The organism is Fulvivirga sp., from assembly GCF_040220315.1.
Lineage (GTDB): Bacteria > Bacteroidota > Bacteroidia > Cytophagales > Cyclobacteriaceae > Fulvivirga.
In genome coordinates this window covers 1-23,574 of record NZ_JAVJUY010000147.1, presented here as the reverse complement: position 1 = coordinate 23,574, position 23,574 = coordinate 1, and the positions used below count along the sequence as shown (strand labels likewise).

Here is a 23,574-nt window from a genome sequence, read left to right as displayed (position 1 = left end):
AAGAAAAGAAAATGATGGGAGGACTTTGCTTTATGGTAGATGATAAAATGTGTGCCGGTGTTGTTAAAAACGAACTGATGGCGCGTGTTGATCCTAAAATTTATGACAATGTGTTAATCAACAAGGGAAGTCGGGAAATGGATTTTACTGGTCGTGCAATGCGTGGTTTCTTATTTATCACTCCCGAGGGAGTAGACATGGATAAGGATTTAGAATACTGGTTAGACCTTTGTCTTGAGTTTAACCCATGGGCAAAGTCAAGTAAAAGGAATGGTTAAAAATCACTTACAATATCTTCAATTACCTCTTCTTTATCTTCTTTTAGTTTCTCTCGCATTAAAAAGGAAGTATAAGTAAGTTCTAATTTGTCTTTTTGATATGGTACATAGGACAAACGCAGATTTTCACCTGTCCAGTGATGGTATTTACTTCTGTAATTATATTCAGGCTCACCGAAAGCAGACTTCAACCCTTTGTATAAATTGGGGTCTTTGTCCGTAATAACAATGATCTGAAAAATGGAATCTTTATAAGTAAGTACTTCTAAATCATGAATCTTAATGCTCCCAATACTCTCGTAATGATCTTTCTTGGGTACATATACCTTTATGTTTTTGTAGTAGGCGTGCTCATCATCCTTCTTAAATTCAAGGCCTTCATAATTGAGTACAGAAGTATTCACCTGAATGTCTTTAAAGCCGTTTCTCTTGTCTAATTCCGCAGCTGTTTGGGCAAAAGAACAACTAACTGAGACTGAAAAAAGTAGTATTAGATACCTTACCATAGCATTGATTTTGTGCTAAAATAAGCAAGCAAAATGCCAAGTGGTAAATTTCAGCCGATTTTTAAATTTTTATGCCTCTAGCGCTTCTAGAACATTTTGGATTACTTCGTTTCCAAATTCCTGCCGTGGTGCCTTTCCATCAACCTCCACCCGTATCGCTTTAAGCCCATGTGCACCTTGTAGCTCCTCCAGTTCTAAATACTCTACATTATCAGTTAAATAACCGATCGACTGTAAGTACTGAATATAGCGCACATATTCATCCCTTTCTTTCTGCTGTGTGTACACTATGGCTATTTTGCCAGGTTGCGTGAGGCGCTCTTCCGTGCCGAATATAAAGGCCTTATCTATTCGCTTCTTCACAATTTCATAGCGGATGTTGTAGGCACCGTCTACGTCAAAATGTTTTTCATCTTTTCTGAATTTGATGGAAAGCGCTTCGCCATGTACCAATATCAGCTGTGTGATATCCAATGGTTTAGATAGTTTGTTTTTCAGCCCATCCACTTTGGCCGCTATTTCACACATCACGATCAGTTGCCACAATCTGAAATTATTCAAATATAATGGACTGAATTCCCGATCATTCACCATCGACTGGCCCATGTAAATATTGTATTCAACACCATCGGTCTTATACTTCTCAAAATAATGTGGGAAAATATTCTGCGCTTCAAGTTCTACCTCTTCCAAATACTCAGAAATAACTTTGTTAATTTGAGTTAAGCTTTCTTCAAAATCCTTCCGTTTATTATAAATAACTCCAAGAGCAGGGTCTAACTGGCTTTCATAGTTATTAATGATTTCAAGTAAATCATCGTCACCAGTTTTAAAATGATCAAAAGCCGGTACAATTTCATTTTTCAAAAAATCAATGACGGATGACTCATCACCTGAGTTAAGCCCTTTGGCTATTTTCTTGATTTCTTTATTAATACGGAAATCAATTTCCTTTAAAATAGGCATGTTCTTCTTTTCAGAAATTGCCTTCAACACCTTTTTAGCAGCATTTAAATTTTGCTTCAGGTCTTCTTGAATTGCAGAGTTTCTTTCCAGTGAACTGTTTCTTATATCCGACATCCCGTATAGCGGATATACATTTTCAAAAACTATAGAGCCAAATGCTTCTTTTCTGCCAGACATTCGCTTGCTTAAAATATCATAGCCTTCTTGTAAAAATCGCCACTCTACACTTGGATGGATGGCAGTACATTCCTCCTGAATAAGTGCCCGCACTTCGGTTTTCATTTCCTCTAAAACACGATACACCGCAGCTGAAAACATTGGCAATACTGCCTCCATTTTAGAGGCGCTGATGGCATTTAATTTACCGGCATAAGGCGTGCCCAATTCCAGCATTCCAATCACCTGATCATCATACATGATAGGCGCTACAGCCACATTTTTTATTCCTTTTTTCAGAAGTTCTTTTTCTATGTGCGATTTGTTTGGCATCGCTTCAAGGTCCTCAATAATCACCGGTCTTTTTAACTCATTAGCCTTGTCATACACAGAGCCTACAAAATAATCACAGGAAAGCTTCTCCTTCTGATTTGGCATCATAAAGCTATTCCAGCCACTCATACCCTGATTAGACATGATGTTATTGTCTATATCAAAGAATGAGAGCCCCAACTGCATTTGCGGCAGGTTGAAAATAGATCTGATTTTTTGTTGAATGGTCTCGAAACTTTTCGGGCATATTACTGCGTCTTTCTTTAGCAGATCATACTTAATTCTGGAGAGCATCTCGCCTTCTGTTACATCTACCAGATGGCACAAGCTGAAGCCCTGGAATTCGAATCTATCTGGTTCTATATATTCCAGCCATAACTCAGTATTGTAGATATCACTCATAAGCAGCTGGATTTGCTCTTTACTGAGAGGCTTGAGTGGTTTCTTAGCAATTACATCAGCAAATTGAAGGTTAAACTCTACTTTATATATCCTATCAAGTTTTGTTTCGCTCTCAGGTATTGAGACCAAAACAGGTTGATCAAATTTTAGGTCTGTGCCATAGAATTTATTGAGGACGAACAAGCAGGCCCTAAAAATTTTTGCTGCTTCCATGTCATTATCCTTAAAGCTGGAAGTGATGTCCGTTCTAATCTTATCTAACGGAAGCAGCTTGCGATAACCCGGTGTGGCATAGAACCCTAAAAAATTAAAGGGTACTAAGGCTGCGGCATACTCTGTTTCCATTAATGCTGGTGGCATAATAGCACTCATTAGCAGCCCCAAAAGTTCTTTATGATTTTTAAGAGACTCCAGATCTTCAATTGGCTCTTTTAGTTCTGGGGCGGCTTTAATCAGTTCTTTAATTCTATCAGTCGGATAAAGATGGAATATATTGTTGCTCTCTAGATTAGCCTCCCAATATTCAACCAGTGGGGCTAGATTTAATTTGGTGCTAAATGGAAAACTGTTAGTCTGTATTTGTTTACTCATATTAATTTCTGTGTAGACAAATAATCAACGATATTGCGATAAAATAAGTTTGGGTTTAGGTGCTCTATTCTTCAACTTCCACAATCATTTCTATTTCAACGGCAATATTATTCGGTAAAGAAACCATTCCTACAGCCGCTCTGGCATGCTTACCCTTCTCTCCAAAAATTTTTACCAACAAATCTGAACAACCATTAATTACTTTTGGCTGATCATAAAAATCGGCTGTACTATTAACCATGCCGGTAACTTTAATAATACGCTTCACCTTACTTAAATCTCCAATCTCCGCTTTTAATGAAGATAACATTGCAATGGCCGAAATTTGTGCTGCTTCATAACCTTGTTCAATAGTAAGGTCTTCGCCCAACCTCCCTTTTATATTAGTGCCATCCGCCTTGCCGGGTCCGTGTCCTGCCAGAAACACCAGGTTGCCTGTTCTTACGGCTTTCACGTAATTCGCAATGGGTTTAGCAGGCTCAAATAGTTCGAAACCTAATTTATTAATTTTTTCTTCTGGCGTTTGAGCAAATATGGGTGTAGCTAGAAGAAATGTTATAGAAGTAAATAGTATTTTTATCATTACGATTTTCGAATTAGTCATATTTTAAAATTGATGAATTTTCTACTTAATAACTAACCTAAATGAATAGATGCGATTGGGCTGCTGGCCAGTTTGAAGAGTATGTAAAATATCATGACGAAGAATGGGGTGTACCTGTACATGACGATACGAAGCATTTTGAGTTTCTCATTTTAGAAGGAGCGCAAGCAGGCTTGAGCTGGGCAACCGTCCTTAAAAAACGAGATGGATACAAAAAAGCCTTTGCCAACTTTGATCCCAAGAAAGTGGCTCAATACGATGACAATAAAATTCAGAGGCTAATTAATAACCCTGAAATCATCAGAAATAAGCTAAAAATCAGGGGGTCTGTGAACAACGCACAGCGTTTTTTAGAAGTGCAAGAGGAGTTCGGCTCATTCAATAAATACATCTGGCAATTTGTTGGTGGTAAGCCTATCGTGAATCACTGGAAAGAGATGAAAGATTGCCCAGCCACTACAAAGGAATCTGATGCACTAAGCAAAGACTTAAAAAAACGTGGTTTTAAATTCGTGGGGAGCACCGTTATCTATGCGCACATGCAAGCGTGCGGCTTGGTGAATGATCACCTAACAACCTGCTTCAGGCACAGCCAGGTTTAAAGTTTTTTAACAATTTCCCTTTTCTGAAATTCTATAAACCAGACTCCTTTTAATGAATCTGCCTCTTTTGCAGGATTCGTATAAATTAAAAGCTCTCCTGCCTGCTTTTGGATATTATCTTCGCCTGATGGATCGTACTCGTAAGCTTCAAATACCTGCTTAGTTTTACCTATCAAGCTATCAGCAGTGGTGTGAAAAGTAATTTGACAGAGGCAAGATTTTTCCAAAGAGTCTATTGAACCAGTATCTGTAATCAGTTTCATTACCTTTCTTCCCTCCTCCAATGCCTTTTTATAAATTTCTTCCTGACTGATCTTTTTTATTTCCCGCGCTTCCATCTTCTCTCTAAGGGCTTGACGCTGCTCTTTAGTTAGCTTTTTATCACATGACCATGTGAATAGTGAAATAATCAAAATCAGTGTTATCGCTCTCATACGCCCATCATTCTATTTGACTCAAAATTACTAGTTTTGTATGGTTAATTGTAACGTATATGATCGCAAAACTCGAAGAGTTAAAAGAAAGGTTTGTAGAAGTTGGTCAGCTGATGGTTCAACCCGATGCTATGGCTGATATGAAGAAATACTCTCAGCTAAGTAAAGAATACAAAGATCTGGAGAAGGTTGTCAAGCAATACGATCACTACCAAGAGATTCTCTCTAATATAGCTAGTGCCAAATCTGTGTTAAAAACAGAGAAAGACGAAGAGTTTCGTGAAATGGCAAAGATGGAATTAGATGAGTTAGAGCCTCAAAAAGAGGAAATGGAAGAAAAGCTCAAGCAAATGCTTATACCTAAAGACCCTAACGATGACAAGGAGGCCATTCTTGAAATACGTGCCGGCACGGGTGGTGATGAAGCTGCCATTTTTGCGGGAGACCTTTTCAGAATGTACCAGCGATTCTGTGAAAAGAATGGGTTAAAGCTAACAGTACTTGACCTAACAGAAGGCACAAGTGGTGGTTATAAAGAAATTGTAAGCACGGTTACAGGCGATAATGCCTATGGAACACTGAAATTTGAATCTGGTGTACACCGGGTACAACGTGTGCCACAAACAGAAACACAAGGCCGAGTACATACTTCTGCAGCTACAGTAGCTGTACTGCCAGAGATGGATGAAGTGGATGTAGAAATTGACATGAACGATGTACGAAAAGACACGTTCTGTTCTTCTGGGCCTGGAGGGCAGTCAGTAAACACCACTTATTCTGCCGTACGATTAACGCACGCACCAAGTGGATTAGTGGTATCTTGCCAAGATCAGAAGTCGCAGATTAAAAACTTCGAAAAGGCTTTAAAAGTACTGCGTTCAAGATTATATGAAATTGAGCTGGCCAAGCATAATGAAGCAGTTGGCGCTCAAAGAAAATCAATGGTGGGTAGTGGCGACCGTTCCGACAAAATCAGAACCTACAACTACCCCCAAAGTAGAGTAACTGACCATCGCATTAACTATAGTCAGCATAACCTGCCAGCCGTAATGGATGGTGAAATTGGTGAATTTATTAGCCAATTGAGAATAGCGGAAAGTGCCGCTAAAATGGAAGATGGGGAAGTATAGTTAATAATTTTATGAGGATGTGACTTTTCAATTTAACTGCGTCTTAAAGTCACTAATGATAAAAGATAGTTGGTTGTTGTTTATTAGACACCAATTTAATCACTCATGAAATACAAACTAATAATGTCCGTTTTAGTGATAGTAGCTATCGCTTGTGGAGAATCGAAAGAAGAAAAAGAAATTGCTGCCTTAAAGGAGAAGGTCGCATCACTCCAAAGCCAAAACACTTCATTGCGTAATGGCGATCAGAAACTTAAAGCTACGCTAGAAGATTATAATAAGTTTTTTTCAGAAATTGAGAAAAACCTTGCTGGCATTGACCAAAACAAGACAATGGTTGCGCAGCTTTCTGCCGATATGAAGGACAAGAAAGATGTAAAAGAGCGAATTAAATTAAGAATTTCTACCATCAAGGAATTAGTTGAAAATACTAGATTGAGAATTCTTGCATTGGATCGGACCATCATACAATTACGAAAAGAATCAGGCGAGAAGAGTGATGAGATCATGCTAATGGATAAACAAATCAAAGGTTTAACAAGAGATCTAATTGCTAAAGATGCTGAAATTGAAGAGATGGATAACTCAATTGATGATTTGGAAACTTTGTATCAGTTAGAAATTGAAAAAACAGAAGAGCTAAGATCTATTCTTAACAGAGCCTATTATATTATAGGTACTAAAAAAGAGCTTCTCGAAAAAGGCGTTATCACCAAAGAAGGTGGATTTATTGGTATAGGTAATGTAAAAGTATTAAATGCAAATGCACCAACATCTTTGTTTGCCAAAATAGAAAAGGATAAAACTTCTGAGCTAATGTTAAATGCCAAAAAAGCAAAAATGATTACAAATCATGCTGACGGTTCATTTAGTATATCAGGTGAAAATGGCAAAGCAGATAAATTGATGATCAACAATTCAGATGAATTCTGGAAAAATGGAAATTACATAGTGATACAAGTCGAGAAATAAAAAGAAGCCCTTTGGGGCTTTTTTTATGCTTAATACAGCAGAAGTTTAGTTTATTTGTGGCAAATAAAAATCCTACAGCCACGTTTCTATACCCATGAGGTATTTCCTATTTATATTAGTATTGCTCGCATTTGCCTGCCAACCTGATGAAGAAAAGTTTACCTCAGACCCCACTGCAGTACTCCGATTTTCAACTGATACAGTAATTTTCGATACTGTTTTTACTTCTATTGGAAGTATTACCAAACGATTCAGAGCTTATAATGATTCAAAAAATGCAGTGAACATTAGCAGTGTAAATCTTGCCAATGGCTCTAGTTCGCAATTCGCAATTTTTGTAAACGGCTTGGCCGGACCATCATTAGAAAACATTCGGGTTTTGGGTGGTGATAGTATTTTAATATTGGCAGAAGTAACCATCGACCCACAGGATGAAAATTTACCATTTATTGTCACTGACCAGGTTCAATTTAACACCAACGGCACGGTACAGGAGGTTGATCTGGTTGCCTGGGGGCAGGACGCAAATTTTTTGAGGGATTCCGTTTTAGTTTGCAATACTACCTGGACAGCTGAAAGACCTTATGTATTATTCAATTCAATTCTTGTAAATGAAGGTTGCCTTTTAACTGTTGAGCCAGGCACAAAAGTGTATAATCACAATGGCTCTTTCATATTCATTGCAGGCACCATAAATGCAGTGGGCACACCGGAAGAACGAATTACATTTATAAATGATCGGTTTGATGAAGGTTTTGAAAATGCACCTGGCCAGTGGGGAGGCATAGTGTTTCTACAGGGTAGCAAAAACAATGTGATCGGTTATTCCGATATCAGAAATGCTAATGTGGGCATCTATTTAGGCACACCAGATGATGATAATGACCCAGACTTGGTTTTATCCAACACCCGAATTGAAAATATAGGAGGCAATACCGTTGTGCCAACGATCGATAGCTTAGTACAGCCTGGTTATGGTATTTTAGCGATAAGCTCAGATTTACAAGCAACGACTGTGCTCGTCAACAATTGTGAGATTAATACCCTGGCAAATATTGCTGGCGGCAACTATGAATATAGGCATTGTACCTTTGGCAACTTCAGTTTCGACTTTTTTAGGAGAGATCCATCCATTGTGTTTTCTAATAATTTAGTGCTTGGTAATAACTCTTTGTTGGTCGGAGATCTGAATGTAACCATGACCAATAGCATAGTCTGGGGAAGTTTAAGAGAAGAAATGCTGACCAGCAATGCTGAGGAGGCCGGTTATGTAGTTACCTTAAACAATAACATTCTTCGCACCCAAATTGAGGAGCTAGCTACAGACAATATTGTGGAAGACCCCAAGTTTTTTAACCCTTCTGAATATAACTACGCCTTAGATACGCTCTCACCTGCTAAGGATGCCGGACTTGATATTGGCATTACCACTGATTTGGAAGGCGCCATGCGGGACAGCAAACCGGATTTAGGTGCTTTTGAGCGCATCGATTAAGAGCAATTTTCCTTCTTTCTGGAACATTAGGGCAAGATTTTGGTTATCTAGCCATGAGACCAAAAGCCCTTATCTGGATACGCAACGACCTCAGAATTCATGACAATGAACTTCTTCTTCAAGGGCAAGGTCAATTTGACATTTATCCCATTTTTATTTTTGATGAGCGCGAATTTGACGAAATTCCCGGCCTGGGCTTTACGAAAACAGGTTCTTTCAAAGCTCAATTTTTACTGGAGTCTGTCGAAAGTTTTAAGGCTAGCCTCCAAACCTTAGGTTCAGATTTAATTGTAAGAATTGGAGCTCCAGAAAAAATTATCCCTGTGCTTGCTCAAGAATTAGGAGTCAAAAAAGTATTTACGAGTAAGGAGGTTACAACGTATGAAGTAAATACAGAACAAAATATAGAAAAATCATTATTCAAGCTTGGCGTTGATTTTGAAACCTGCTGGCAAAGTACCCTTTTTCATGAAGAAGATGTGCCGTGGCCAATCAGGCAAGTGCCGGAAGTATTTACCCAGTTTCGCAAAGAATCGGAAAAAACGGTACAGGTTAGGCCGCTTTTCCAAAAGCCCAAATCATTAAATTCCATCCAAATTATTGACTTAGGAAAAGTGCCCTCACTAAGTGAGCTAGGTTTACCTGAGTCAAAATTTGATAAGCGAAGTGTCATTAAATTTAAAGGCGGAGAAAAAGCTGCATGGAAACAACTGAAAAACTATTTCTGGGAGAAAGACCTCCTCAAAAAATACAAATCCACTAGAAATGGCCTGATTGGTGCCGACTATTCCTCTAAACTTTCACCCTGGCTCGCAGTAGGTGCAATCTCAGCCAAATCCATTTATTTCGAGATTAAGAAATACGAAAAAGAAAGAGCCAAGAACCAATCGACCTACTGGCTATTTTTCGAATTGCTGTGGCGCGATTTCTTCAAATTCATGGCGAAGAAACATGGCCACAAAATTTTCCTCCAACACGGACTGTCTGAACTAACTTTTGAGCAAGAAAATAATCAAATGAGGTTTGATCTCTGGCGGAAAGGCGAAACGGGAGAACCTTTTATTGATGCCAATATGAAAGAACTTGCAAAGAGTGGATTTATGTCTAACCGTGGCCGCCAGATTGTAGCCAGCTACCTAATGCACAACCTAAAAGTCAACTGGACCTGGGGAGCTGCCTGGTTTGAACATTCATTGATCGATTACGACCCCGCCAGCAACTGGCTCAACTGGGCATACATTGCCGGAGTGGGAAATGATCCAAGAAATGGCAGGGTATTTAACATTGAAAGCCAGCAACAACGCTACGACCCCAAAGGCGAGTATATTAACTTGTGGAAAAATTAATACACACGTGTTAAACGGAAATAATCTGAAACGGTAATACGGAAAGCTTCTTTTTCCTGATGGGTTGAAAGTAATGGAATTTGAGCTGTATCATTTTCAAGATACAAATGGCTCCCTTGTAATACCGACTCATACACGTCTGCCGCAAAATGAAGCGTGCTTTCACGATTTTGCTCAGCCAGAATTATTTCTTTGGATGTATTGGTAGAATCATTTTTAGCGATGATAGTAACGGGCAATTCAGAGAAGTGCACACTTGGTTCCATCAGCAAATAGGCCTCATCATTCAAAAAATTGATGACAATGGCCAGGTTTAAAAGTGGTTGATCCGACTCTTTCACACGCTTTTTCAATCGGAATACATTAAACTTAGCCGCCTTGTTCTCTTCCAAATCATAATACGATTGGCGCACATTTTTGAAGAACAGCTGCGTATCGCTGCCGGTTTTGAAGGTAAAATTCTCTCTATCGATGGTCTTATCACTATCCAACTGGCAGCCAAAAAGGAAGATAAAAAAGAGGGCAAATCTGTACTTCATGGCAGAATAACGCAAGGTGCTGTACTTTGTTGGTTTCAAGGGTTAAAATGATTTAATTTAGATGAAAATATTAAACCTATGGGAAAGACAACTAAAATTTTACTGATCGTTTTTGGAGCCTTCATGCTAATCGCTTTTATGCTTGTATCTTGGTTTGTGGGCGTATATAATACTTTGCAAGAAATGGACGAAGATGTGGCCGGAAAGTGGGCACAGGTAGAAAATGTGTACCAACGTAGGTCTGACCTGATTCCTAACCTGGTGAACACTGTTAAAGGCTATGCTGATTTTGAGCAGGAAACATTAACTGGGGTTATTGAAGCACGTTCAAAAGCAACTTCCATTACTATTGACCCTAGTAATTTATCTCCAGCAGCAATTGGTCAATTCCAAAAGGCTCAGGAAGGCCTGTCTTCTGCCCTTTCAAGATTATTGGTAACCGTAGAGCGGTATCCTGAATTAAAAGCAAACCAAAACTTTTTGGAGCTTCAATCTCAGTTGGAAGGTACTGAAAACCGCATAGCCGTAGAGCGTATGCGTTTTAATGAAGCTGTACAGGCACTGAATGCTAAAATTCGAAAAATCCCTGCTTCATTAATAGCTCCAATGGCAGGCGTAGAGCGTAAAGGTTATTTTGAAGCAGACGAAGGTTCTGACCAAGCTCCGAAAGTAGAATTTTAAAGTATTAGAACACCAAAAGAGATATAGCGAATATGTGCCACTAGTGGCGCATGTTTGGTTGTTAGCATCAAGCTTGGGGAACGCGATTAATCGAATTTTTGTATATTAGAATATGATTAAGGCCAAACACAAAAATGAATTGATTAACCGAATTAGGTCAATTAAAAATAAGGATGTACTGGACGAAGTGCATCGACTTCTTGACATAGACATAGAGGACGATACTGTATATCAAGTAAGCGAAGAGCAAAAAAAAGAGATCACTATGGCTCAAGATCAAATCAGACAGGGCAAAGGAATTCGATCAAATCAAGCCGATAGGGAAATTGACAAATGGCTAGACAAGTAATCTGGACTCCCCTAGCTCAACAAATACGTAAGGAAATACTTGAATTTTGGATTGAAAAAACTCAATCAAAAAGCTATAGTGTAAAGTTAAACAACCTATTCAAAGAGTCTACTAAACTTCTATCGGATCACCCTAATATAGGCAGACGAACTGATGTAGAGGGTGTAAGGGTTAAAATTGTTCGTGACTATCTTCTTTTTTACGAATTTTCTGACTCAACTATTTATATTCTCACTGTTTGGGATAGTCGCCAAAATCCAGATGAATTGAAAATACGATAACAGGCCAGATGTCAACACCATATAGCATTCATGCCTTTACTCATTATTAATAAAATAAGTACGGTTAGGCCCTATTTTTTGTGTTTCGTGTTCTTTGCTGGGGTTCGTAGTTCTTCCTTGGGATTATTTGATCTGAGGCTCAGTCAACTTCGCTTTTGGAAGGGCGCAGAACGCTCATTTCCACAGTCTCTGCAGCTTGGTTCAAAACACAAAAAATATTACTTTCACCTTCATTAAGTATGGGTGCGGCACGAAATGCTATACACGTGCGTTAGCATCAAAAATCTTCGAATGAAATACTCCTTCTTTTTTTTCCTGGTTTTAATCTCAAGCTCACTAATGGCTCAATTGACCTTTGAGTCTAAATCAGGAAAATTCAAAGTTGATGTATCAGTTGAACCGACTGAGGAAATTGACACAATTCAATCAGATTATCGACTCATTCCTTGGTACAAGATGATTAGCACTTCTGTTAATCATGGAAGAAATCTGCTTTATTAAGTTGAGATAATGAATACAGAAAATACTTCTGAATTAACTTTTGAGGATTTAAAAGCCAATTATATTTCGAGAAAAGAATCTAAATCTGGCAATGTTTCCTTTGAGCTCGTACGAGAATTAAAAGAAAACTTGCCAGAGCCTTATGAGGTAGAATTAGTATTCTTAGACAGAAACGGATTTTTAATGTATTCGAGAATATTTCAAAAAGATTCTAAATTTTATATGATAGAAACTTTAAGATATAAGAGTCAATTTAAGGTTGGCAGTAAGCTAAATAAGGCAACTCAAGAGTTCTTTGATTCATTTGAATTACTAAACTGATGCTAACATAAACTGTGTCAAAAAATGAAGAAGTACTATTTTCTCACAGTTAGCTCTCTACTTCTCATACTTTCCATTATTGCTTTCTCAGATAATCTATTCACTGACGTTGGCCAGAAGAGTAATAGTGACCCTAAGTTTATCATTCATGGGCTCTTTATGTTCGCCTGGTTCGGCACCTTTGTGGCCCAGACCTTCTACATCACTCAAAAAAAATTATAACGCGCACAAAAGGCTTGGCAAAGTTGGCTTTATTATAGCCATTGGAGTTTTCTTAAGTACGCTGTACGTCTTTATTGCCGTTTTCGAAGGTTGGGATGCCATGGAGCCTTTCATAAAAACCAATCGTTTGTTCATGTTGAGTTTTGCTGTCTTTTTATTATTGGCCTATTTCAATAGTAAGGATGGTGCAAAACATAAGCGGTTTATCTTTTGGGCAATTATTTTACCCATTGAGCCAATAATGGGCCGCGTGTCTGACTTTTTTATGATTGAAAATTGGCAGCTATTTTACTTTTTTGTTTGGCATACATTCTTTGCTTCCTTTTTTATTTATGACTGGCTATCATTGAAGAGAATTCACCCAGTTAGTTGGATAGGCCTCACGTGGTTTTATATCGCCTGGGCAATTTCACTATTCTCATAATACAAATGAGCTAGGTTAAACCCCCAGAACCTCCTACTTTTGCGGCCGTTTAAAGGCATAGATATGGAGAATACGCAACTGTACAATTACATTAAAAACTTATTGGCGAACCTACCGGCCGACTGGTTAAACTTAACCACTCACAGGTTGGATATTTATCATGAAGAATTAGCCAAAACCGAATTCATTGAAGAGTTTGAAAAACTCTATGCCGCCAATAATACTAATCCAACAGCCCTAAACGAATTACCAACAGCCTATGACTACATTCGATTAGGCCACCCTTTATCTTCTGTGTTGGAATGGGCCATCGCCAAAGCAAATAATCTGCAGACTGAAAGTGTCATCAGTTTTTCGTCCAGAATAACTCCTATTTTGGCTGTACTCCGAAAAAACTTATTGAGTAATAAAAACACTCAGATTGTTTACACCGGAGAATTACCGGCTGCTTTTGATGCAGACACTATAAAGAAAGTATATGGCTACAATTTCGAGCTAAAACAAGTGGCTAACTCTTCAGATATTCCTGATTTTGATGGAAGCACTGTTTTCATTTCGCAGCAAAATGAAATTGGTAATGTTGAACTCCATTCAAACATTGATTTTTTTATTAGCGACCATGCCAGTTTAGGAAGTATTATTATCGTAAATGGTGCAGAGAATAGAAGCTATATTTCCGAAATACAGCATGTGAGAAGAAGAGAAACCATTGCCATGACTCCCGCTAACTGTCTTACTGCCCTACAGCATTTTGTGGGAGCTGCTGTTACGCAGCCAAATACGAATGTAGCGGCTGACAAAAAGCTGGTTACTGAGACCATTAAGAATATTACTGCTACCAGCACTACTCCCTTGGTAGGGTCTAGCGGTTTATCTGTTCAATATGCATTGATGATGGGACTCATTGAGTATGCACAGGAAAACCATCCCGGTAAAGACATTCGTTTTCTTATTCCGCCCAACTGCTATGGAGGAACGAACGACCAGGCCAGGCGTATTGCTGCATGCCTGAAGCATGTAGAAATTTTGGATCTACCTGTTGATAGGGATAATAATATGGTACAGAGCACGGAAAGAGTTTTGGAGCAAGTGGCCAAGGAAGATGCCGTGCCTTTTATTATTGTTGAAATACCTACCAACCCGAGAGTAGAAGTTCCTGATTTGGATAAACTTACCACGGCATTGAGCAAAGAGCGCAAAACAGCTAACGGAAATGCTGCCATTGCTCCGGTATTTATTATCGATCAAACATTTTGCCCTAACGTACAATTTTTGAAGGAAGGAGGCCTTTTTTCATCGATCAATACCTTGTCGTATGTGAGTGGTTCTAAATTTCCTAGCGGTGGAAAATGTACTGCAGGTTATTGTGTCGCTAATAATGCCGCCAAGGAATTAATGCCGAAGATTGAAAAGCACCTTACGCTTTGCGATAATGAAGCTACTGATCTGCAACTGGCTTTTTTGGCTGAACAGTTGCCTTCCATGAATCAACGAATAGCCGATGCGTATAAAAATACGCGCGAGTTTGTCAACTTTATCCAAGAGGCATTACCAACTGCTAAAATCAATTTCGTATCGGAAGAATTGGCTAAAGAAGGGTTTACTCCTTCGGTATTCTCTCTGGATTTACCAACCAAAGGCAACACAGACGAGGAAAGGGAAACGTACAAACGCGCTCTGAATAACAAGCTTATTAACCTGATGATTAGTGAGATTCCGAATGAAAGTAAATACTGCGTGAGCTATGGTCAATTGAAAGGCTGCTACTGGACAATCCCGGCAACCTCCACTCAAGGAACCACTAAAGAGAGCGATAAGGATTACATTGCTCGTGTGGCCCTCTCTGCTAATATGGACCTGGAGCGTCATAAAAAGGTATTTCAGAAGTTTGTGGAAGGTATTTGGTGACAAAAATTGAATTAGGTTAACCCCTAATTACCTATTAATTTTATCATGGGATTAAATAAACAACCCATGACTAAAAAAGAAATTGCGGCATCCTTTTTAGAGTTAGTTGGAAGTGGACGTGTAAAAGAAGGGTTTTCAAAATTTGTTGCTTCTAATTTTCGACATCACAATCAGTACTTTAAAGGTAGCCGTGATGCTCTAGCAAATGCCATTGAAGAAGATCATCGAACCAATCCGAATGAATCAGTGGAAGTTAAGTTCTGCTATAAAGATGGCAACACGGTGATAACTCATTCACTTGTGGTTAAGAAGGATATGGAAATTGCCGTTGTGCATATTTTCAGGTTTGAGAATGATAAAATTGTTGAGCTATGGGATTTGGGCCAGCCCATTGAAGATGACAGTCCTAATGAGTTCGGTTTATTTTAGAAGACATCATGAGCTATGATACATACTGTAGATGATTATTTACTTCAGGGTTGTATGCGTTGCCCTCTCGGTGGCACACCCGACTGCAAGGTTCATAGCTGGCTGGCAGAGTTAAAATTGCTTAGAGCCATCGCTCTTGACTGCGGCCTAAAAGAGGAATTAAAATGGAGTGTTCCGTGCTACACCTTTCAAAATCATAATGTTGCCATTGCGAGTGCGTTTAAAAATTATTGTTCAATTAGTTTTTTCAAAGGCGCTTTATTGAACAACGAAAGTGGCCTTTTGGAAAAACCAGGTGAAAATACGCAGGCTGCTCGTTTAATCAAGTTTACAAATGTGAAGGATATTGTCAGTAATGAAGCTGCCATAAAAGCCATTATTTACCAAGCCATTGAAGTAGAAAGAGCCGGCTTAGAAGTAGCATTTAAAAAGACTTCTGAGTTTGACATGCCTGACGAACTAAAAGATGTCTTCGAGAAGAATCAAGAATTTAAAGCTGCTTTTGAAGCTCTAACACCTGGAAGAAAACGTGGGTATTTGCTTCATTTCTCTCAGCCAAAGCAATCTAAAACTCGTACGGCCCGAATTGAAAAATGTATGAATAAAATCTTTGAGGGAAAAGGGTTTAACGATCGATACTAGTAAAAACATTACTCAGTGTAGTACACACGCTTCACTCGCTGGCTTACATTGGTAAGTATTTCGTAAGGTATGGTATGCGTTTTATCAGCTAACTCCTGGATTGGAATGTGCGGCCCGAATATCTCTACTTCATCTCGCTCTTTTACATTCATACCCGTCACGTCAATCATGGTCATGTCCATACACACGTTGCCTATTACTTTCGCTCGCTTACCATTCACCCAAACTTCGCCCACACCTCCACTAAATGCGCGTGTGTAGCCATCCGCATAACCAATAGCGATTGTCGCGATCTCCATGCGTTTTTCGGCTACGCCATTTCTGCCGTAACCTACTGTTTCTCCTTTTTCAAGTTTTCTTACCTGAGATACAACCGTTTTTAACGTGCTAATATTCAAAAGCTTATCCTGTTCTTCGGCATTCGTCTCTAATCCGTAAAGGCCGATGCCTAAACGAACCATATCGTAATGAAACTCGGGAAATCGCAACGTGCCGGCAGAATTTACAAGGTGCCTTAAAGGTTTGATCCCCAATTCCCGCATAATCTTTTCAGAACCCTCATTGAATAACGCTGCTTGCTGTTTGGAGAAATCGTTATGGCGTGATTCATCGGCCCCGGCCAAATGACTAAAAATGCTTTTTACTTCTATGTTTTTATTGGCCTTGAGCAGTTCAATTAATTCATCCAAATCCTGCTTTTCAAAACCCAGCCTTTTCATACCGGTCTCTAATTTAATATGGATAGATGCCTTTTGGCCATCCAAAAACTGAATGAAAGACTGCAGCAAGGTGAGGTTATACATTTCAGGTTCGAGTTTGTGAAGTAGCATAGATTCAAAACTCTCTTCGCTGGGGTTCAATACCATAATGGGCAGATATATACCACTAGTTCTTAGCTGCACACCCTCATCGGCATATGCCACACCTAAATAATCTACACGATGAAACTGCAACAGGTTGGCTACCTCAAAACTGCCACTGCCATAAGCAAAGGCCTTTACCATCACCATTAGCTTGGTTTCATCCATTAGTTTCGACCGATAAAAGTTGAGGTTATTGGTTAAAGCATCAAGGTTTATTTCCAGTATGGTGCCGTGAATTTTCTCTTCCAGCGCTCTTGTAATTTTTTCGAACTGAAATACACGCGCTCCTTTCACCAAAATCAATGATGACGCCAGGTCTATGGTCGGCAAATTATCAAGAAACTGCCTGGTATGATCAAATAATAACACCTCGCTATCTAAGTGATTTTTTAAAGACGTTATATCTTCACCAATGCCAATGCTCAGATCAATTTTTGCGGCACTAATTAATTCGGCTATTTCTTTATATAAAACATCATTACTCAAGCCTGATTGTAGCAGATCTGAAAGGATAATTACTTTCCGCTTCTTCTGATTTTGTAGCGACAAAAACTCGATAGCTTGCTTGAGCCCAGCAAGATCGTTATTATAAGTATCATCTACCAAATAGCTTCCATTAACAGCCCGCTTCAATTCTAATCGCATACCAATGCCATGCAACTTTTTCAACGTTTCCTGAATTTCTTCTTCATTGTATTTTAAATGCAACATAACTGCCACACAATGCATGACATTTTCAACTGATGAATGATCAGCAAAAGGAATATTGAGCGAAAAATTATCCCCTGAGTGCTGTAACCTTACTTTGGTATGCGATTTTTCGGTTTGGGTGTCTAGCAACTTTATTACACTATCCGGTGTGGATCCCCAGCCAAAACCTTTTTCACCAAAATCTACACCTCGCTGATTGGTACTATAAATGACTTTATCCGCTGTGCCAAACAGTTTGGTCTTCTCCTCAAATTTTTGCGTACGGGAAACAAAGCCTTCATCATGTGCAGTGCCCAGATTGGTAAATATTCCTATTGTTGGTTGAATAATTTCTGCCAAGTTATTCATTTCCCCTGCCATGGAAATGCCGGCCTCAAAAATGGCCAGCTCATGTTCGCCACTCATATTCCATACTGAAATTGGAACGCCAATTTGTGAATTGAAGCTATGCGGACTTTTAACAATTCTATACTTGGTAGAAAGGCAACTGTAAAGCCATTCTTTTACTATGGTTTTGCCATTGCTACCGGTAATGGCGATAACCGGAATATCATATTGTTGGCGATGGGCTTTAGCAATTTGTTGGAGTGCCTTCACCGAATTTTTTACTTCGATTACATTCACATCTGAGGGGAGATCAACGGCCTTCTCCACAATGAAATTTCTTACACCTCTGTCGTATAACTCCGTGACGTACTCATGCCCATCATGGTTTCCGCCATTTATGGCAAAAAATACAGCACCGCGAGCTACAAATGGCTTCCTGCTATCAATCACTAATGATTTAACCACTGACTCGGATTCGTGAGACTGCAAAAAACGGCCCTCGGTGATATTCACTACCTCATTCAATGTCATACGCTCATGATCATTTCGTACTGATCTATTTGGTTTTCAAAGCCAAGGTTTTCAAAGAAACGCTTCGTTCCTTCTGCTTCATTATTCACATTGATGATGGTAATTTTTTTTAGTGTACTTGTCTGATAAATATAGCTCATCAATGAAGTTCCAATGCCTTTTCTTCTTTTTTCATGCTTAATACCTACCTGGCTAATTCTACCAAAGGAAGGTTGATAAATAGCAAAGCCTACGCACTCATCATCGTCTCGTACCTCAAGAATTGTCTCGTTCGCAAGGTTATCATCAATCATGCGTGATGTATCTAAAAAACTAGGCGCATAATCACAAAACTTGCCATACAAATTCCAGTTTGGGATTTTTACTTCTTTAATCTCATATTCGCCATGATACTGAGTATCACCAAAATCAACATTTTCGTTATTGAGAATATAGCACTTGAAATATTTAGTACGTTCGAAGCCAATTGCCTCGTATGCTTTAATAGCCCTAATATTAGAAGTTAGCACTTCCAAAACACACTGCTTTATCCCCCTTTCCTTTAACAATGGCACAAGGTATTCATACATCTGGGTAGTGAGTCTAAACCCTCTGCTACGGGGCCTAACGCCAGTACCACCATTATATGCAGTTAGTTTACCTTCATAATAATTCACTGCCGTAAAGATAAATCCTGCCAACGAACCATCGTAATGATAAGCCCCTACGGAAAGGCCAAAATCAAGCTTTAACTTCTGAACAAACTTCCTGACAAATTGCTCTTTCGTGAGCTTAAATGGAAGAGCATAATCTGAAAATGCATCAAGAAAGGTGATATACATTTCAGTGAGGTCTACCGGCTTAAACGGCTTCATATAAATTGAATCAGCCATTTAAAACAATTTTTTTCCGTTTGGTATAGGTTTGTCGGGCGCGGCCAACACAACATCACCATTTCCATCTTCAAAGCCAGTTACCAATACCTGTGACAGCACCGGCCCAATTTGTTTTTCAGGAAAATTGACAACTCCTATGACCTGCTTGCCTAGTAAATCTTCCTTATTGTAATGCTTAACGATCTGAGCGCTAGACTTTTTTTCGCCTAGTTCCTCGCCAAAATCTATCCAAAGTTTATAAGCAGGTTTTCGTGCCTCAGGAAAATCTTCCACTCGTGTGATTGTACCTACCCTTAGTTCAATTTTCTCAAAATCATTCAAGGAAATCTGATTCATAAAACAAATTTGATGTAATTAACGAAAATAAGGTACATCCACAAAAACAGTAAATAACCTTTTAATGTTTAATGCGTATATTAGACCACATTTCCAAGGTGTGATGCATAAAATTAAGCAACAATTAAGTGTGTTGAGTATGTTAATCATGGGGCTCCCTGCCTTATTCAGTTCTGCCTATGCCCAAACCGCAGATGATTACGGTGCTATCAATCCTGAATTTGGTATTAATGAAAACTACGATTCTAACGAAAAGTACAGCGATGAAAACCTGGTGAAACCGGAAGAAAAGCTTGATCAAAAAGAAAAAAATAAAGCTACTTCCAAGACTATAAACAAAAAGGTATTGTTAAAGGATGAGGAGCCTGAGAAGGGCAATGCCAACAAGTCATCATCCGGAAGCGGAGGTGGTGAGCCTGAATCTGTGCTTTCTTTTAATTTTCTTTACTACATTATTCAAAAATTTAAGTTTACCGAGGTAATTGATCAGTAAATAGTTGCCTCTGTTATTACTTCAAAAATGTTTATGTAGCTTATTTGCACCACAAAAGTGACGTGATTCTTTCTTTTAATTTTCCAAACACTTTCATTTACAAAAATTAGCAGTGGTCAATTAGCCAACCCTGAAGTCATAATCTACTCAACCGTTGGTGAGGATTTTATGATACTTTAATCAAAAACTTTTCGAGTTCTTTCAGTTTAATTCTGCCTTCGTAAAAAGCTTTACCGAAAATTACTGCAAAAACACCCATTTCATTGAGGCGTTCAATGTCACTGATGTCCCGCACTCCGCCACTGGCTAGTATGCAAATGTCAGGGAATCTTTCCATCATTTTAGTGTACAGATCAAACCCGGGGCCCTCCATTACCCCATCTTTAGAAATGTCGGTGGTTTTTACATATTTCAGCCCCCTGGAATAGAAATAGTCGATGTGATCGAACAAATCCAGCTCAGTGTGCTTTTGCCAGCCTCTGATCGAAATTTTTTCATTTAAAGCATCGGCTCCAAGCGTGATTTTCTCCCTGCCATAGGAAATTATCCATGAGGCAAATAATTCTTTTCTACTCACGGCAATACTTGCTGCAGTTATATAACTGGCCCCGTATTCATAGGCTTTAGAAATATCGCCATCTGTATGTATGCCTCCTGTAAAATCAACCTTTAAGTTAGTATGGCCAGCAATCGCTTCCAGAATATGATAATTGACCGGTTGACCGCGTCTGGCTCCATCCAGATCCACTAAATGTACTACCTCTATACCATGGTCTTCAAAGGTTTTAGCCAGATCGATAGGTGTTTGATCATACACCTTTTCCTTGCTAAAATCTCCCTGCTGGAGCCTAGTGACCTTGCCATCTATAATTGCGATAGAGGGTATTATTTGAATCATATTATCTTAAATTTTAGAGACTACAATTCTAGCCAACCTTTGCTGATTGGCTGCATTAAATTTGTTAAATAATTATCAAAATTGGCCGAAGGAATTCACACAGCACTTTACTCGGTCATCCTAAGGGGAAATGGTAAAGTACTAAAATTATTACAATTTAACAAGCTTAAAGCCCTCACCATGAATGGTGAGAATCTGGATATTTTCATCGGCTTTTAAATGTTTTCTTAGCTTGGTAATGTATACATCCATACTGCGGGCATTGAAATAGGAATCGTCTCCCCAAATATGTTTAAGAGCTAGTGTTCGGGTTAACACCTTATTTTGATAAGATACAAGCATTTTAAGTAGCTCGTTTTCCTTGGTGGTTAGGTTGTTTTCTTCACCATTATAAGTCAGTATTCTTCTTGTAGGATCAAATGTAAAACCCCCTAGCGCTATTGGCCCTTCTATTACTGCGGTATTTGGTGCTGCTCTTTTAAGAATAGCTTTGATTCTTAGCAGCAGTTCCTCCATACTAAATGGCTTGGTGATATAATCGTCTGCGCCAATTTTAAAGCCTTTAATAGTGTCTTCTTTCATAGACTTAGCGGTTAAATAAATTATGGGCACCTCTTCATCTATTTCCCTGATGTTCTCACCCAATTCAAACCCATCTACTTTAGGCATCATTACATCTAGCAGGCACAAATTGTATTTCCCTTTGGCAAACAGGGTTTTACCTTGCTCTCCATCTCTCGCCAAGTGTATCTGGAAGCCTTTCAGCTCCAAATATTCCTTTAATATCTGACCCAAATTTGGGTCATCTTCCACAAGCAATATTTTAAGCTTATCGTTCATTGGGTAAATAGATTTTAAATGTGCTTCCTTTTCCTAATTCTGATTCTGCCTCTACATATCCTTCGTGTCTATCAATAATTGTTTTAACATAGCTTAGTCCTAAACCAAAGCCTTTCACATCGTGCCTGTTTCCTGTATGTGCTCTGTAAAATTTTTCAAAAATATGCTTGAGCGTTTCTGTGTCCATACCTATGCCATTATCAGTAATAGTTACCCAAATACCTTGTGCCTTATTGTAAGTAGAAAGCTGTAGAATCGGAGTATCTATTGAATATTTAAGGGCGTTATCTAAGATGTTAATAATAACGTTGGTGATGTGATGAGAGTCACCCACTACCAAATCATCTTGTGCCTGAAAGTCTACCTTCAGCGAGCCATTCTTTTCTTCCAAGCCAATTTGAATCTTCTCAACTGCTGAATTAATTAGTTCATGCAGATGAATTCTTTCAGATTTAAGATTGAACGTTTCTTTATCGAGCAAAGCCGATTGCAGCACCTTTTCAACCTGTACTGAAAGCCTGTTATTTTCTTCTTTTATCATCCCCAAATAACGCATTAGGGTAGATTCATTGGAGCGCATTTCTGTTTCTCCCAAAGCCTCCACAGCCAACCCTACAGTGGCTATAGGCGTTTTGAGTTCATGCGTCATATTATTGATAAAGTCATTTTTCATTTCAGAGATTTTCTTCTGTTTGAAAATGATATAAATGGCATAGGTAAAGCAGCCTAGTATAATGATAATGAATAACACAGAAGCGGCAAGCGTTGCCCAAATTTGCCTGAACAGATAACTGGTTTGGCCAGGAAAATTCACCAAAAGATAGTTGGCATTGGATAGGATATCATTGGGGAAAAGTGATGCTCGTAGTTCACTTGACTTTAGTTCATTCAAGGATTCTGCCTTACCCATAATAATCTCATTCTTGGCGGCATCCAACACACCAAAATGATAAGGGATATCTATTCCATTTCTTAAAAAAGTAGTGTGTAAAAGGGAATCTAATACATTCTGGTTCACACGATCTTTAATTGCATTGGGGCTAATGAGCTGCTCAATAACCACATTGACCATGTGGCTCCTGGAAAGGAATTTGGCATCTTTAGCACTCTTCAATACTGAATCTCCCAATACAATTACATCTATAGCCCCACCTGCCGGGAGTGGAGGGTTTTTAGGGCCTATGGGAGTCGTTCGTGTAAGCTCCTTAACAGATTGAAAGTGTTTCTCTGAAACAGGAATACTATCCTGATCGATAACTACATGCCTGTTGCCGTCTATATCAATTGTTTCTTCCCTGTAAATGAATTTATATTTCTCGCTATTGGAACCATCCACTGAAGCGTAAAAGCTACTTGCGGCTAGATTAGCAACTTCCCTCCGCTCCAAGCTGGTGGCCACTTGCCGGAGGGAAAGAATAACATTTTCGTTAAATGACTGCCTGTTTAAGCTAATGGCATTATTAATCCAGTACACCTGAAAACTGGCCAGGCCAACGAGCGCAATGCTCATTAATACCACAATTACCCAAACAGATGACCTTTTCATTCTTCAAAAATACGCGTATAACTACAGCTAGTTGAAGAATTA

Annotated in this window: 28 protein-coding genes; 17 read left to right on the top strand and 11 right to left on the bottom strand. The window is 38.9% G+C overall.

Annotated features, from left to right (window positions below; all coding sequences use genetic code 11):
• On the top strand, positions 1-278 hold a 278-nt coding region (locus RLO81_RS06980; protein WP_350109189.1), incomplete at its 5' end, for a TfoX/Sxy family protein.
• Here RLO81_RS06980 and RLO81_RS06975 read toward each other — a convergent pair.
• From RLO81_RS06975 to RLO81_RS06965, 3 genes are all read right to left on the bottom strand, one after another.
• A complete protein-coding gene (locus tag RLO81_RS06975) occupies positions 275-784 on the bottom strand; it encodes a hypothetical protein (RefSeq protein WP_350109186.1) in 510 nt (169 codons plus the stop codon). The two genes, RLO81_RS06980 and RLO81_RS06975, sit on opposite strands and share 4 nt — an antisense overlap.
• A gap of 69 nt (positions 785-853) precedes the next feature.
• The gene (locus tag RLO81_RS06970) at positions 854-3,232 is read right to left on the bottom strand and encodes a GAF domain-containing protein (protein WP_350109183.1); all 2,379 of its coding nucleotides are present in this window, start codon (positions 3,230-3,232) and stop codon (positions 854-856) included.
• Positions 3,233-3,296: 64 nt separating this feature from the next.
• Positions 3,297-3,815, bottom strand: a complete 519-nt coding sequence (locus RLO81_RS06965) for a RidA family protein (RefSeq protein ID WP_350109180.1) — start codon at positions 3,813-3,815, stop codon at positions 3,297-3,299.
• 62 nt (positions 3,816-3,877) lie between these two features.
• On the opposite strand from RLO81_RS06965, the gene RLO81_RS06960 reads away from it, so the two are divergent.
• Positions 3,878-4,438: a DNA-3-methyladenine glycosylase I gene (locus RLO81_RS06960; RefSeq protein ID WP_350109177.1), complete on the top strand. Its 561-nt coding sequence runs from the start codon at positions 3,878-3,880 to the stop codon at positions 4,436-4,438.
• Here the strand turns inward: RLO81_RS06960 and RLO81_RS06955 are convergent.
• Positions 4,435-4,872: a hypothetical protein gene (locus RLO81_RS06955; protein ID WP_350109174.1), complete on the bottom strand. Its 438-nt coding sequence runs from the start codon at positions 4,870-4,872 to the stop codon at positions 4,435-4,437. The two genes, RLO81_RS06960 and RLO81_RS06955, sit on opposite strands and share 4 nt — an antisense overlap.
• 59 nt (positions 4,873-4,931) lie before the next feature.
• On the opposite strand from RLO81_RS06955, the gene prfA reads away from it, so the two are divergent.
• The 4 genes from prfA (at position 4,932) to RLO81_RS06935 (ending at position 9,815) form a co-directional block, all read left to right on the top strand.
• A complete protein-coding gene (prfA, locus tag RLO81_RS06950; RefSeq protein WP_350109171.1) occupies positions 4,932-6,002 on the top strand; it encodes a peptide chain release factor 1 in 1,071 nt (356 codons plus the stop codon).
• A gap of 105 nt (positions 6,003-6,107) precedes the next feature.
• Positions 6,108-6,974, top strand: a complete 867-nt coding sequence (locus tag RLO81_RS06945; RefSeq protein WP_350109168.1) for a Cbp1 family collagen-binding glycoprotein adhesin — start codon at positions 6,108-6,110, stop codon at positions 6,972-6,974.
• Positions 6,975-7,068: 94 nt separating this feature from the next.
• Positions 7,069-8,469 (top strand): beta-helix domain-containing protein, encoded by a 1,401-nt coding sequence (locus RLO81_RS06940; RefSeq protein ID WP_350109165.1) that lies wholly within the window; start codon positions 7,069-7,071, stop codon positions 8,467-8,469.
• A 53-nt stretch (positions 8,470-8,522) separates the two neighbouring features.
• The gene (locus RLO81_RS06935; RefSeq protein ID WP_350109162.1) at positions 8,523-9,815 is read left to right on the top strand and encodes a DASH family cryptochrome; all 1,293 of its coding nucleotides are present in this window, start codon (positions 8,523-8,525) and stop codon (positions 9,813-9,815) included.
• Here RLO81_RS06935 and RLO81_RS06930 read toward each other — a convergent pair.
• Entirely contained in the window at positions 9,812-10,207 is a 396-nt protein-coding gene (locus tag RLO81_RS06930; RefSeq protein WP_350109159.1) for a hypothetical protein, read from the bottom strand. The two genes, RLO81_RS06935 and RLO81_RS06930, sit on opposite strands and share 4 nt — an antisense overlap.
• A 12-nt stretch (positions 10,208-10,219) precedes the next feature.
• Here RLO81_RS06930 and RLO81_RS06925 point away from each other — a divergent pair, with 12 nt between their 5' ends.
• The 10 genes from RLO81_RS06925 to RLO81_RS06880 all read left to right on the top strand — a co-directional run bounded on the left by RLO81_RS06925 (position 10,220) and on the right by RLO81_RS06880 (position 16,112).
• On the top strand, positions 10,220-10,405 hold the full coding sequence (locus tag RLO81_RS06925; protein WP_350109157.1) for a hypothetical protein: 186 nt from the start codon (positions 10,220-10,222) through the stop codon (positions 10,403-10,405).
• Between the two features lie 27 nt (positions 10,406-10,432).
• Positions 10,433-11,035: a LemA family protein gene (locus RLO81_RS06920; protein WP_502880439.1), complete on the top strand. Its 603-nt coding sequence runs from the start codon at positions 10,433-10,435 to the stop codon at positions 11,033-11,035.
• Between the two features lie 112 nt (positions 11,036-11,147).
• Positions 11,148-11,384 carry a hypothetical protein gene (locus tag RLO81_RS06915; RefSeq protein ID WP_350109155.1) on the top strand — a complete coding sequence of 79 codons (237 nt, stop codon included), beginning with the start codon at positions 11,148-11,150 and terminating at the stop codon, positions 11,382-11,384.
• Positions 11,369-11,665, top strand: a complete 297-nt coding sequence (locus RLO81_RS06910; protein WP_350109153.1) for a type II toxin-antitoxin system RelE/ParE family toxin — start codon at positions 11,369-11,371, stop codon at positions 11,663-11,665. The genes RLO81_RS06915 and RLO81_RS06910 overlap by 16 nt, the downstream gene beginning before the upstream one ends.
• 291 nt (positions 11,666-11,956) lie before the next feature.
• A complete protein-coding gene (locus tag RLO81_RS06905; protein ID WP_350109150.1) occupies positions 11,957-12,166 on the top strand; it encodes a hypothetical protein in 210 nt (69 codons plus the stop codon).
• 9 nt (positions 12,167-12,175) lie between these two features.
• Positions 12,176-12,487, top strand: a complete 312-nt coding sequence (locus tag RLO81_RS06900) for a hypothetical protein (protein WP_350109147.1) — start codon at positions 12,176-12,178, stop codon at positions 12,485-12,487.
• Positions 12,488-12,635: 148 nt separating this feature from the next.
• Complete coding sequence (locus tag RLO81_RS06895) at positions 12,636-13,133, top strand: hypothetical protein (protein WP_350109144.1); 498 nt, start codon at positions 12,636-12,638, stop codon at positions 13,131-13,133.
• A 63-nt stretch (positions 13,134-13,196) separates the two neighbouring features.
• A complete protein-coding gene (locus tag RLO81_RS06890) occupies positions 13,197-15,041 on the top strand; it encodes a PLP-dependent aminotransferase family protein (protein ID WP_350109141.1) in 1,845 nt (614 codons plus the stop codon).
• A gap of 66 nt (positions 15,042-15,107) precedes the next feature.
• Positions 15,108-15,470: a nuclear transport factor 2 family protein gene (locus RLO81_RS06885; protein ID WP_350109138.1), complete on the top strand. Its 363-nt coding sequence runs from the start codon at positions 15,108-15,110 to the stop codon at positions 15,468-15,470.
• Positions 15,471-15,485: 15 nt separating this feature from the next.
• Positions 15,486-16,112: a YdeI/OmpD-associated family protein gene (locus RLO81_RS06880; RefSeq protein WP_350109135.1), complete on the top strand. Its 627-nt coding sequence runs from the start codon at positions 15,486-15,488 to the stop codon at positions 16,110-16,112.
• A gap of 8 nt (positions 16,113-16,120) precedes the next feature.
• Here RLO81_RS06880 and RLO81_RS06875 read toward each other — a convergent pair whose 3' ends face one another.
• The 3 genes from RLO81_RS06875 to RLO81_RS06865 are packed head-to-tail and all read right to left on the bottom strand — an operon-like array spanning position 16,121 to position 19,755.
• Positions 16,121-18,544 carry a bifunctional UDP-N-acetylmuramoyl-tripeptide:D-alanyl-D-alanine ligase/alanine racemase gene (locus RLO81_RS06875; RefSeq protein WP_350109132.1) on the bottom strand — a complete coding sequence of 808 codons (2,424 nt, stop codon included), beginning with the start codon at positions 18,542-18,544 and terminating at the stop codon, positions 16,121-16,123.
• A complete protein-coding gene (locus RLO81_RS06870) occupies positions 18,541-19,416 on the bottom strand; it encodes a GNAT family N-acetyltransferase (protein ID WP_350109129.1) in 876 nt (291 codons plus the stop codon). The genes RLO81_RS06875 and RLO81_RS06870 overlap by 4 nt, the downstream gene beginning before the upstream one ends.
• Complete coding sequence (locus RLO81_RS06865) at positions 19,417-19,755, bottom strand: tRNA-binding protein (protein ID WP_350109126.1); 339 nt, start codon at positions 19,753-19,755, stop codon at positions 19,417-19,419.
• Between the two features lie 64 nt (positions 19,756-19,819).
• Between RLO81_RS06865 and RLO81_RS06860 the strand changes: the two genes are divergently transcribed.
• Positions 19,820-20,248, top strand: coding sequence for a hypothetical protein (locus RLO81_RS06860; RefSeq protein ID WP_350109123.1), 429 nt, complete (start codon positions 19,820-19,822; stop codon positions 20,246-20,248).
• 166 nt (positions 20,249-20,414) lie between these two features.
• Here RLO81_RS06860 and RLO81_RS06855 read toward each other — a convergent pair whose 3' ends face one another.
• From RLO81_RS06855 to RLO81_RS06845, 3 genes are all read right to left on the bottom strand, one after another.
• Positions 20,415-21,146, bottom strand: a complete 732-nt coding sequence (locus RLO81_RS06855) for a 1-(5-phosphoribosyl)-5-[(5-phosphoribosylamino)methylideneamino]imidazole-4-carboxamide isomerase (RefSeq protein WP_350109120.1) — start codon at positions 21,144-21,146, stop codon at positions 20,415-20,417.
• A gap of 150 nt (positions 21,147-21,296) precedes the next feature.
• The gene (locus RLO81_RS06850) at positions 21,297-21,986 is read right to left on the bottom strand and encodes a response regulator transcription factor (protein WP_350109117.1); all 690 of its coding nucleotides are present in this window, start codon (positions 21,984-21,986) and stop codon (positions 21,297-21,299) included.
• Entirely contained in the window at positions 21,976-23,496 is a 1,521-nt protein-coding gene (locus RLO81_RS06845; RefSeq protein ID WP_350109114.1) for a sensor histidine kinase, read from the bottom strand. Before RLO81_RS06845 ends, RLO81_RS06850 begins: the two co-directional genes overlap by 11 nt.
• Between the last annotated feature and the right edge of the window lie 78 nt (positions 23,497-23,574).

Coding starts and splice junctions, on each gene's coding strand:
- RLO81_RS06975 (WP_350109186.1), bottom strand. CDS start 784: ATGGTAAGGTATCTAATACTACTTTTTTCAGTCTCAGTTAGTTGTTCT.
- RLO81_RS06970 (WP_350109183.1), bottom strand. CDS start 3,232: ATGAGTAAACAAATACAGACTAACAGTTTTCCATTTAGCACCAAATTA.
- RLO81_RS06965 (WP_350109180.1), bottom strand. CDS start 3,815: ATGATAAAAATACTATTTACTTCTATAACATTTCTTCTAGCTACACCC.
- RLO81_RS06960 (WP_350109177.1), top strand. CDS start 3,878: ATGAATAGATGCGATTGGGCTGCTGGCCAGTTTGAAGAGTATGTAAAA.
- RLO81_RS06955 (WP_350109174.1), bottom strand. CDS start 4,872: ATGAGAGCGATAACACTGATTTTGATTATTTCACTATTCACATGGTCA.
- prfA (WP_350109171.1), top strand. CDS start 4,932: ATGATCGCAAAACTCGAAGAGTTAAAAGAAAGGTTTGTAGAAGTTGGT.
- RLO81_RS06945 (WP_350109168.1), top strand. CDS start 6,108: ATGAAATACAAACTAATAATGTCCGTTTTAGTGATAGTAGCTATCGCT.
- RLO81_RS06940 (WP_350109165.1), top strand. CDS start 7,069: ATGAGGTATTTCCTATTTATATTAGTATTGCTCGCATTTGCCTGCCAA.
- RLO81_RS06935 (WP_350109162.1), top strand. CDS start 8,523: ATGAGACCAAAAGCCCTTATCTGGATACGCAACGACCTCAGAATTCAT.
- RLO81_RS06920 (WP_502880439.1), top strand. CDS start 10,433: ATGGGAAAGACAACTAAAATTTTACTGATCGTTTTTGGAGCCTTCATG.
- RLO81_RS06915 (WP_350109155.1), top strand. CDS start 11,148: ATGATTAAGGCCAAACACAAAAATGAATTGATTAACCGAATTAGGTCA.
- RLO81_RS06910 (WP_350109153.1), top strand. CDS start 11,369: ATGGCTAGACAAGTAATCTGGACTCCCCTAGCTCAACAAATACGTAAG.
- RLO81_RS06905 (WP_350109150.1), top strand. CDS start 11,957: ATGAAATACTCCTTCTTTTTTTTCCTGGTTTTAATCTCAAGCTCACTA.
- RLO81_RS06900 (WP_350109147.1), top strand. CDS start 12,176: ATGAATACAGAAAATACTTCTGAATTAACTTTTGAGGATTTAAAAGCC.
- RLO81_RS06895 (WP_350109144.1), top strand. CDS start 12,636: ATGGGCTCTTTATGTTCGCCTGGTTCGGCACCTTTGTGGCCCAGACCT.
- RLO81_RS06890 (WP_350109141.1), top strand. CDS start 13,197: ATGGAGAATACGCAACTGTACAATTACATTAAAAACTTATTGGCGAAC.
- RLO81_RS06885 (WP_350109138.1), top strand. CDS start 15,108: ATGACTAAAAAAGAAATTGCGGCATCCTTTTTAGAGTTAGTTGGAAGT.
- RLO81_RS06880 (WP_350109135.1), top strand. CDS start 15,486: ATGATACATACTGTAGATGATTATTTACTTCAGGGTTGTATGCGTTGC.
- RLO81_RS06875 (WP_350109132.1), bottom strand. CDS start 18,544: ATGACATTGAATGAGGTAGTGAATATCACCGAGGGCCGTTTTTTGCAG.
- RLO81_RS06870 (WP_350109129.1), bottom strand. CDS start 19,416: ATGGCTGATTCAATTTATATGAAGCCGTTTAAGCCGGTAGACCTCACT.
- RLO81_RS06865 (WP_350109126.1), bottom strand. CDS start 19,755: ATGAATCAGATTTCCTTGAATGATTTTGAGAAAATTGAACTAAGGGTA.
- RLO81_RS06860 (WP_350109123.1), top strand. CDS start 19,820: ATGTTTAATGCGTATATTAGACCACATTTCCAAGGTGTGATGCATAAA.
- RLO81_RS06855 (WP_350109120.1), bottom strand. CDS start 21,146: ATGATTCAAATAATACCCTCTATCGCAATTATAGATGGCAAGGTCACT.
- RLO81_RS06850 (WP_350109117.1), bottom strand. CDS start 21,986: ATGAACGATAAGCTTAAAATATTGCTTGTGGAAGATGACCCAAATTTG.
- RLO81_RS06845 (WP_350109114.1), bottom strand. CDS start 23,496: ATGAGCATTGCGCTCGTTGGCCTGGCCAGTTTTCAGGTGTACTGGATT.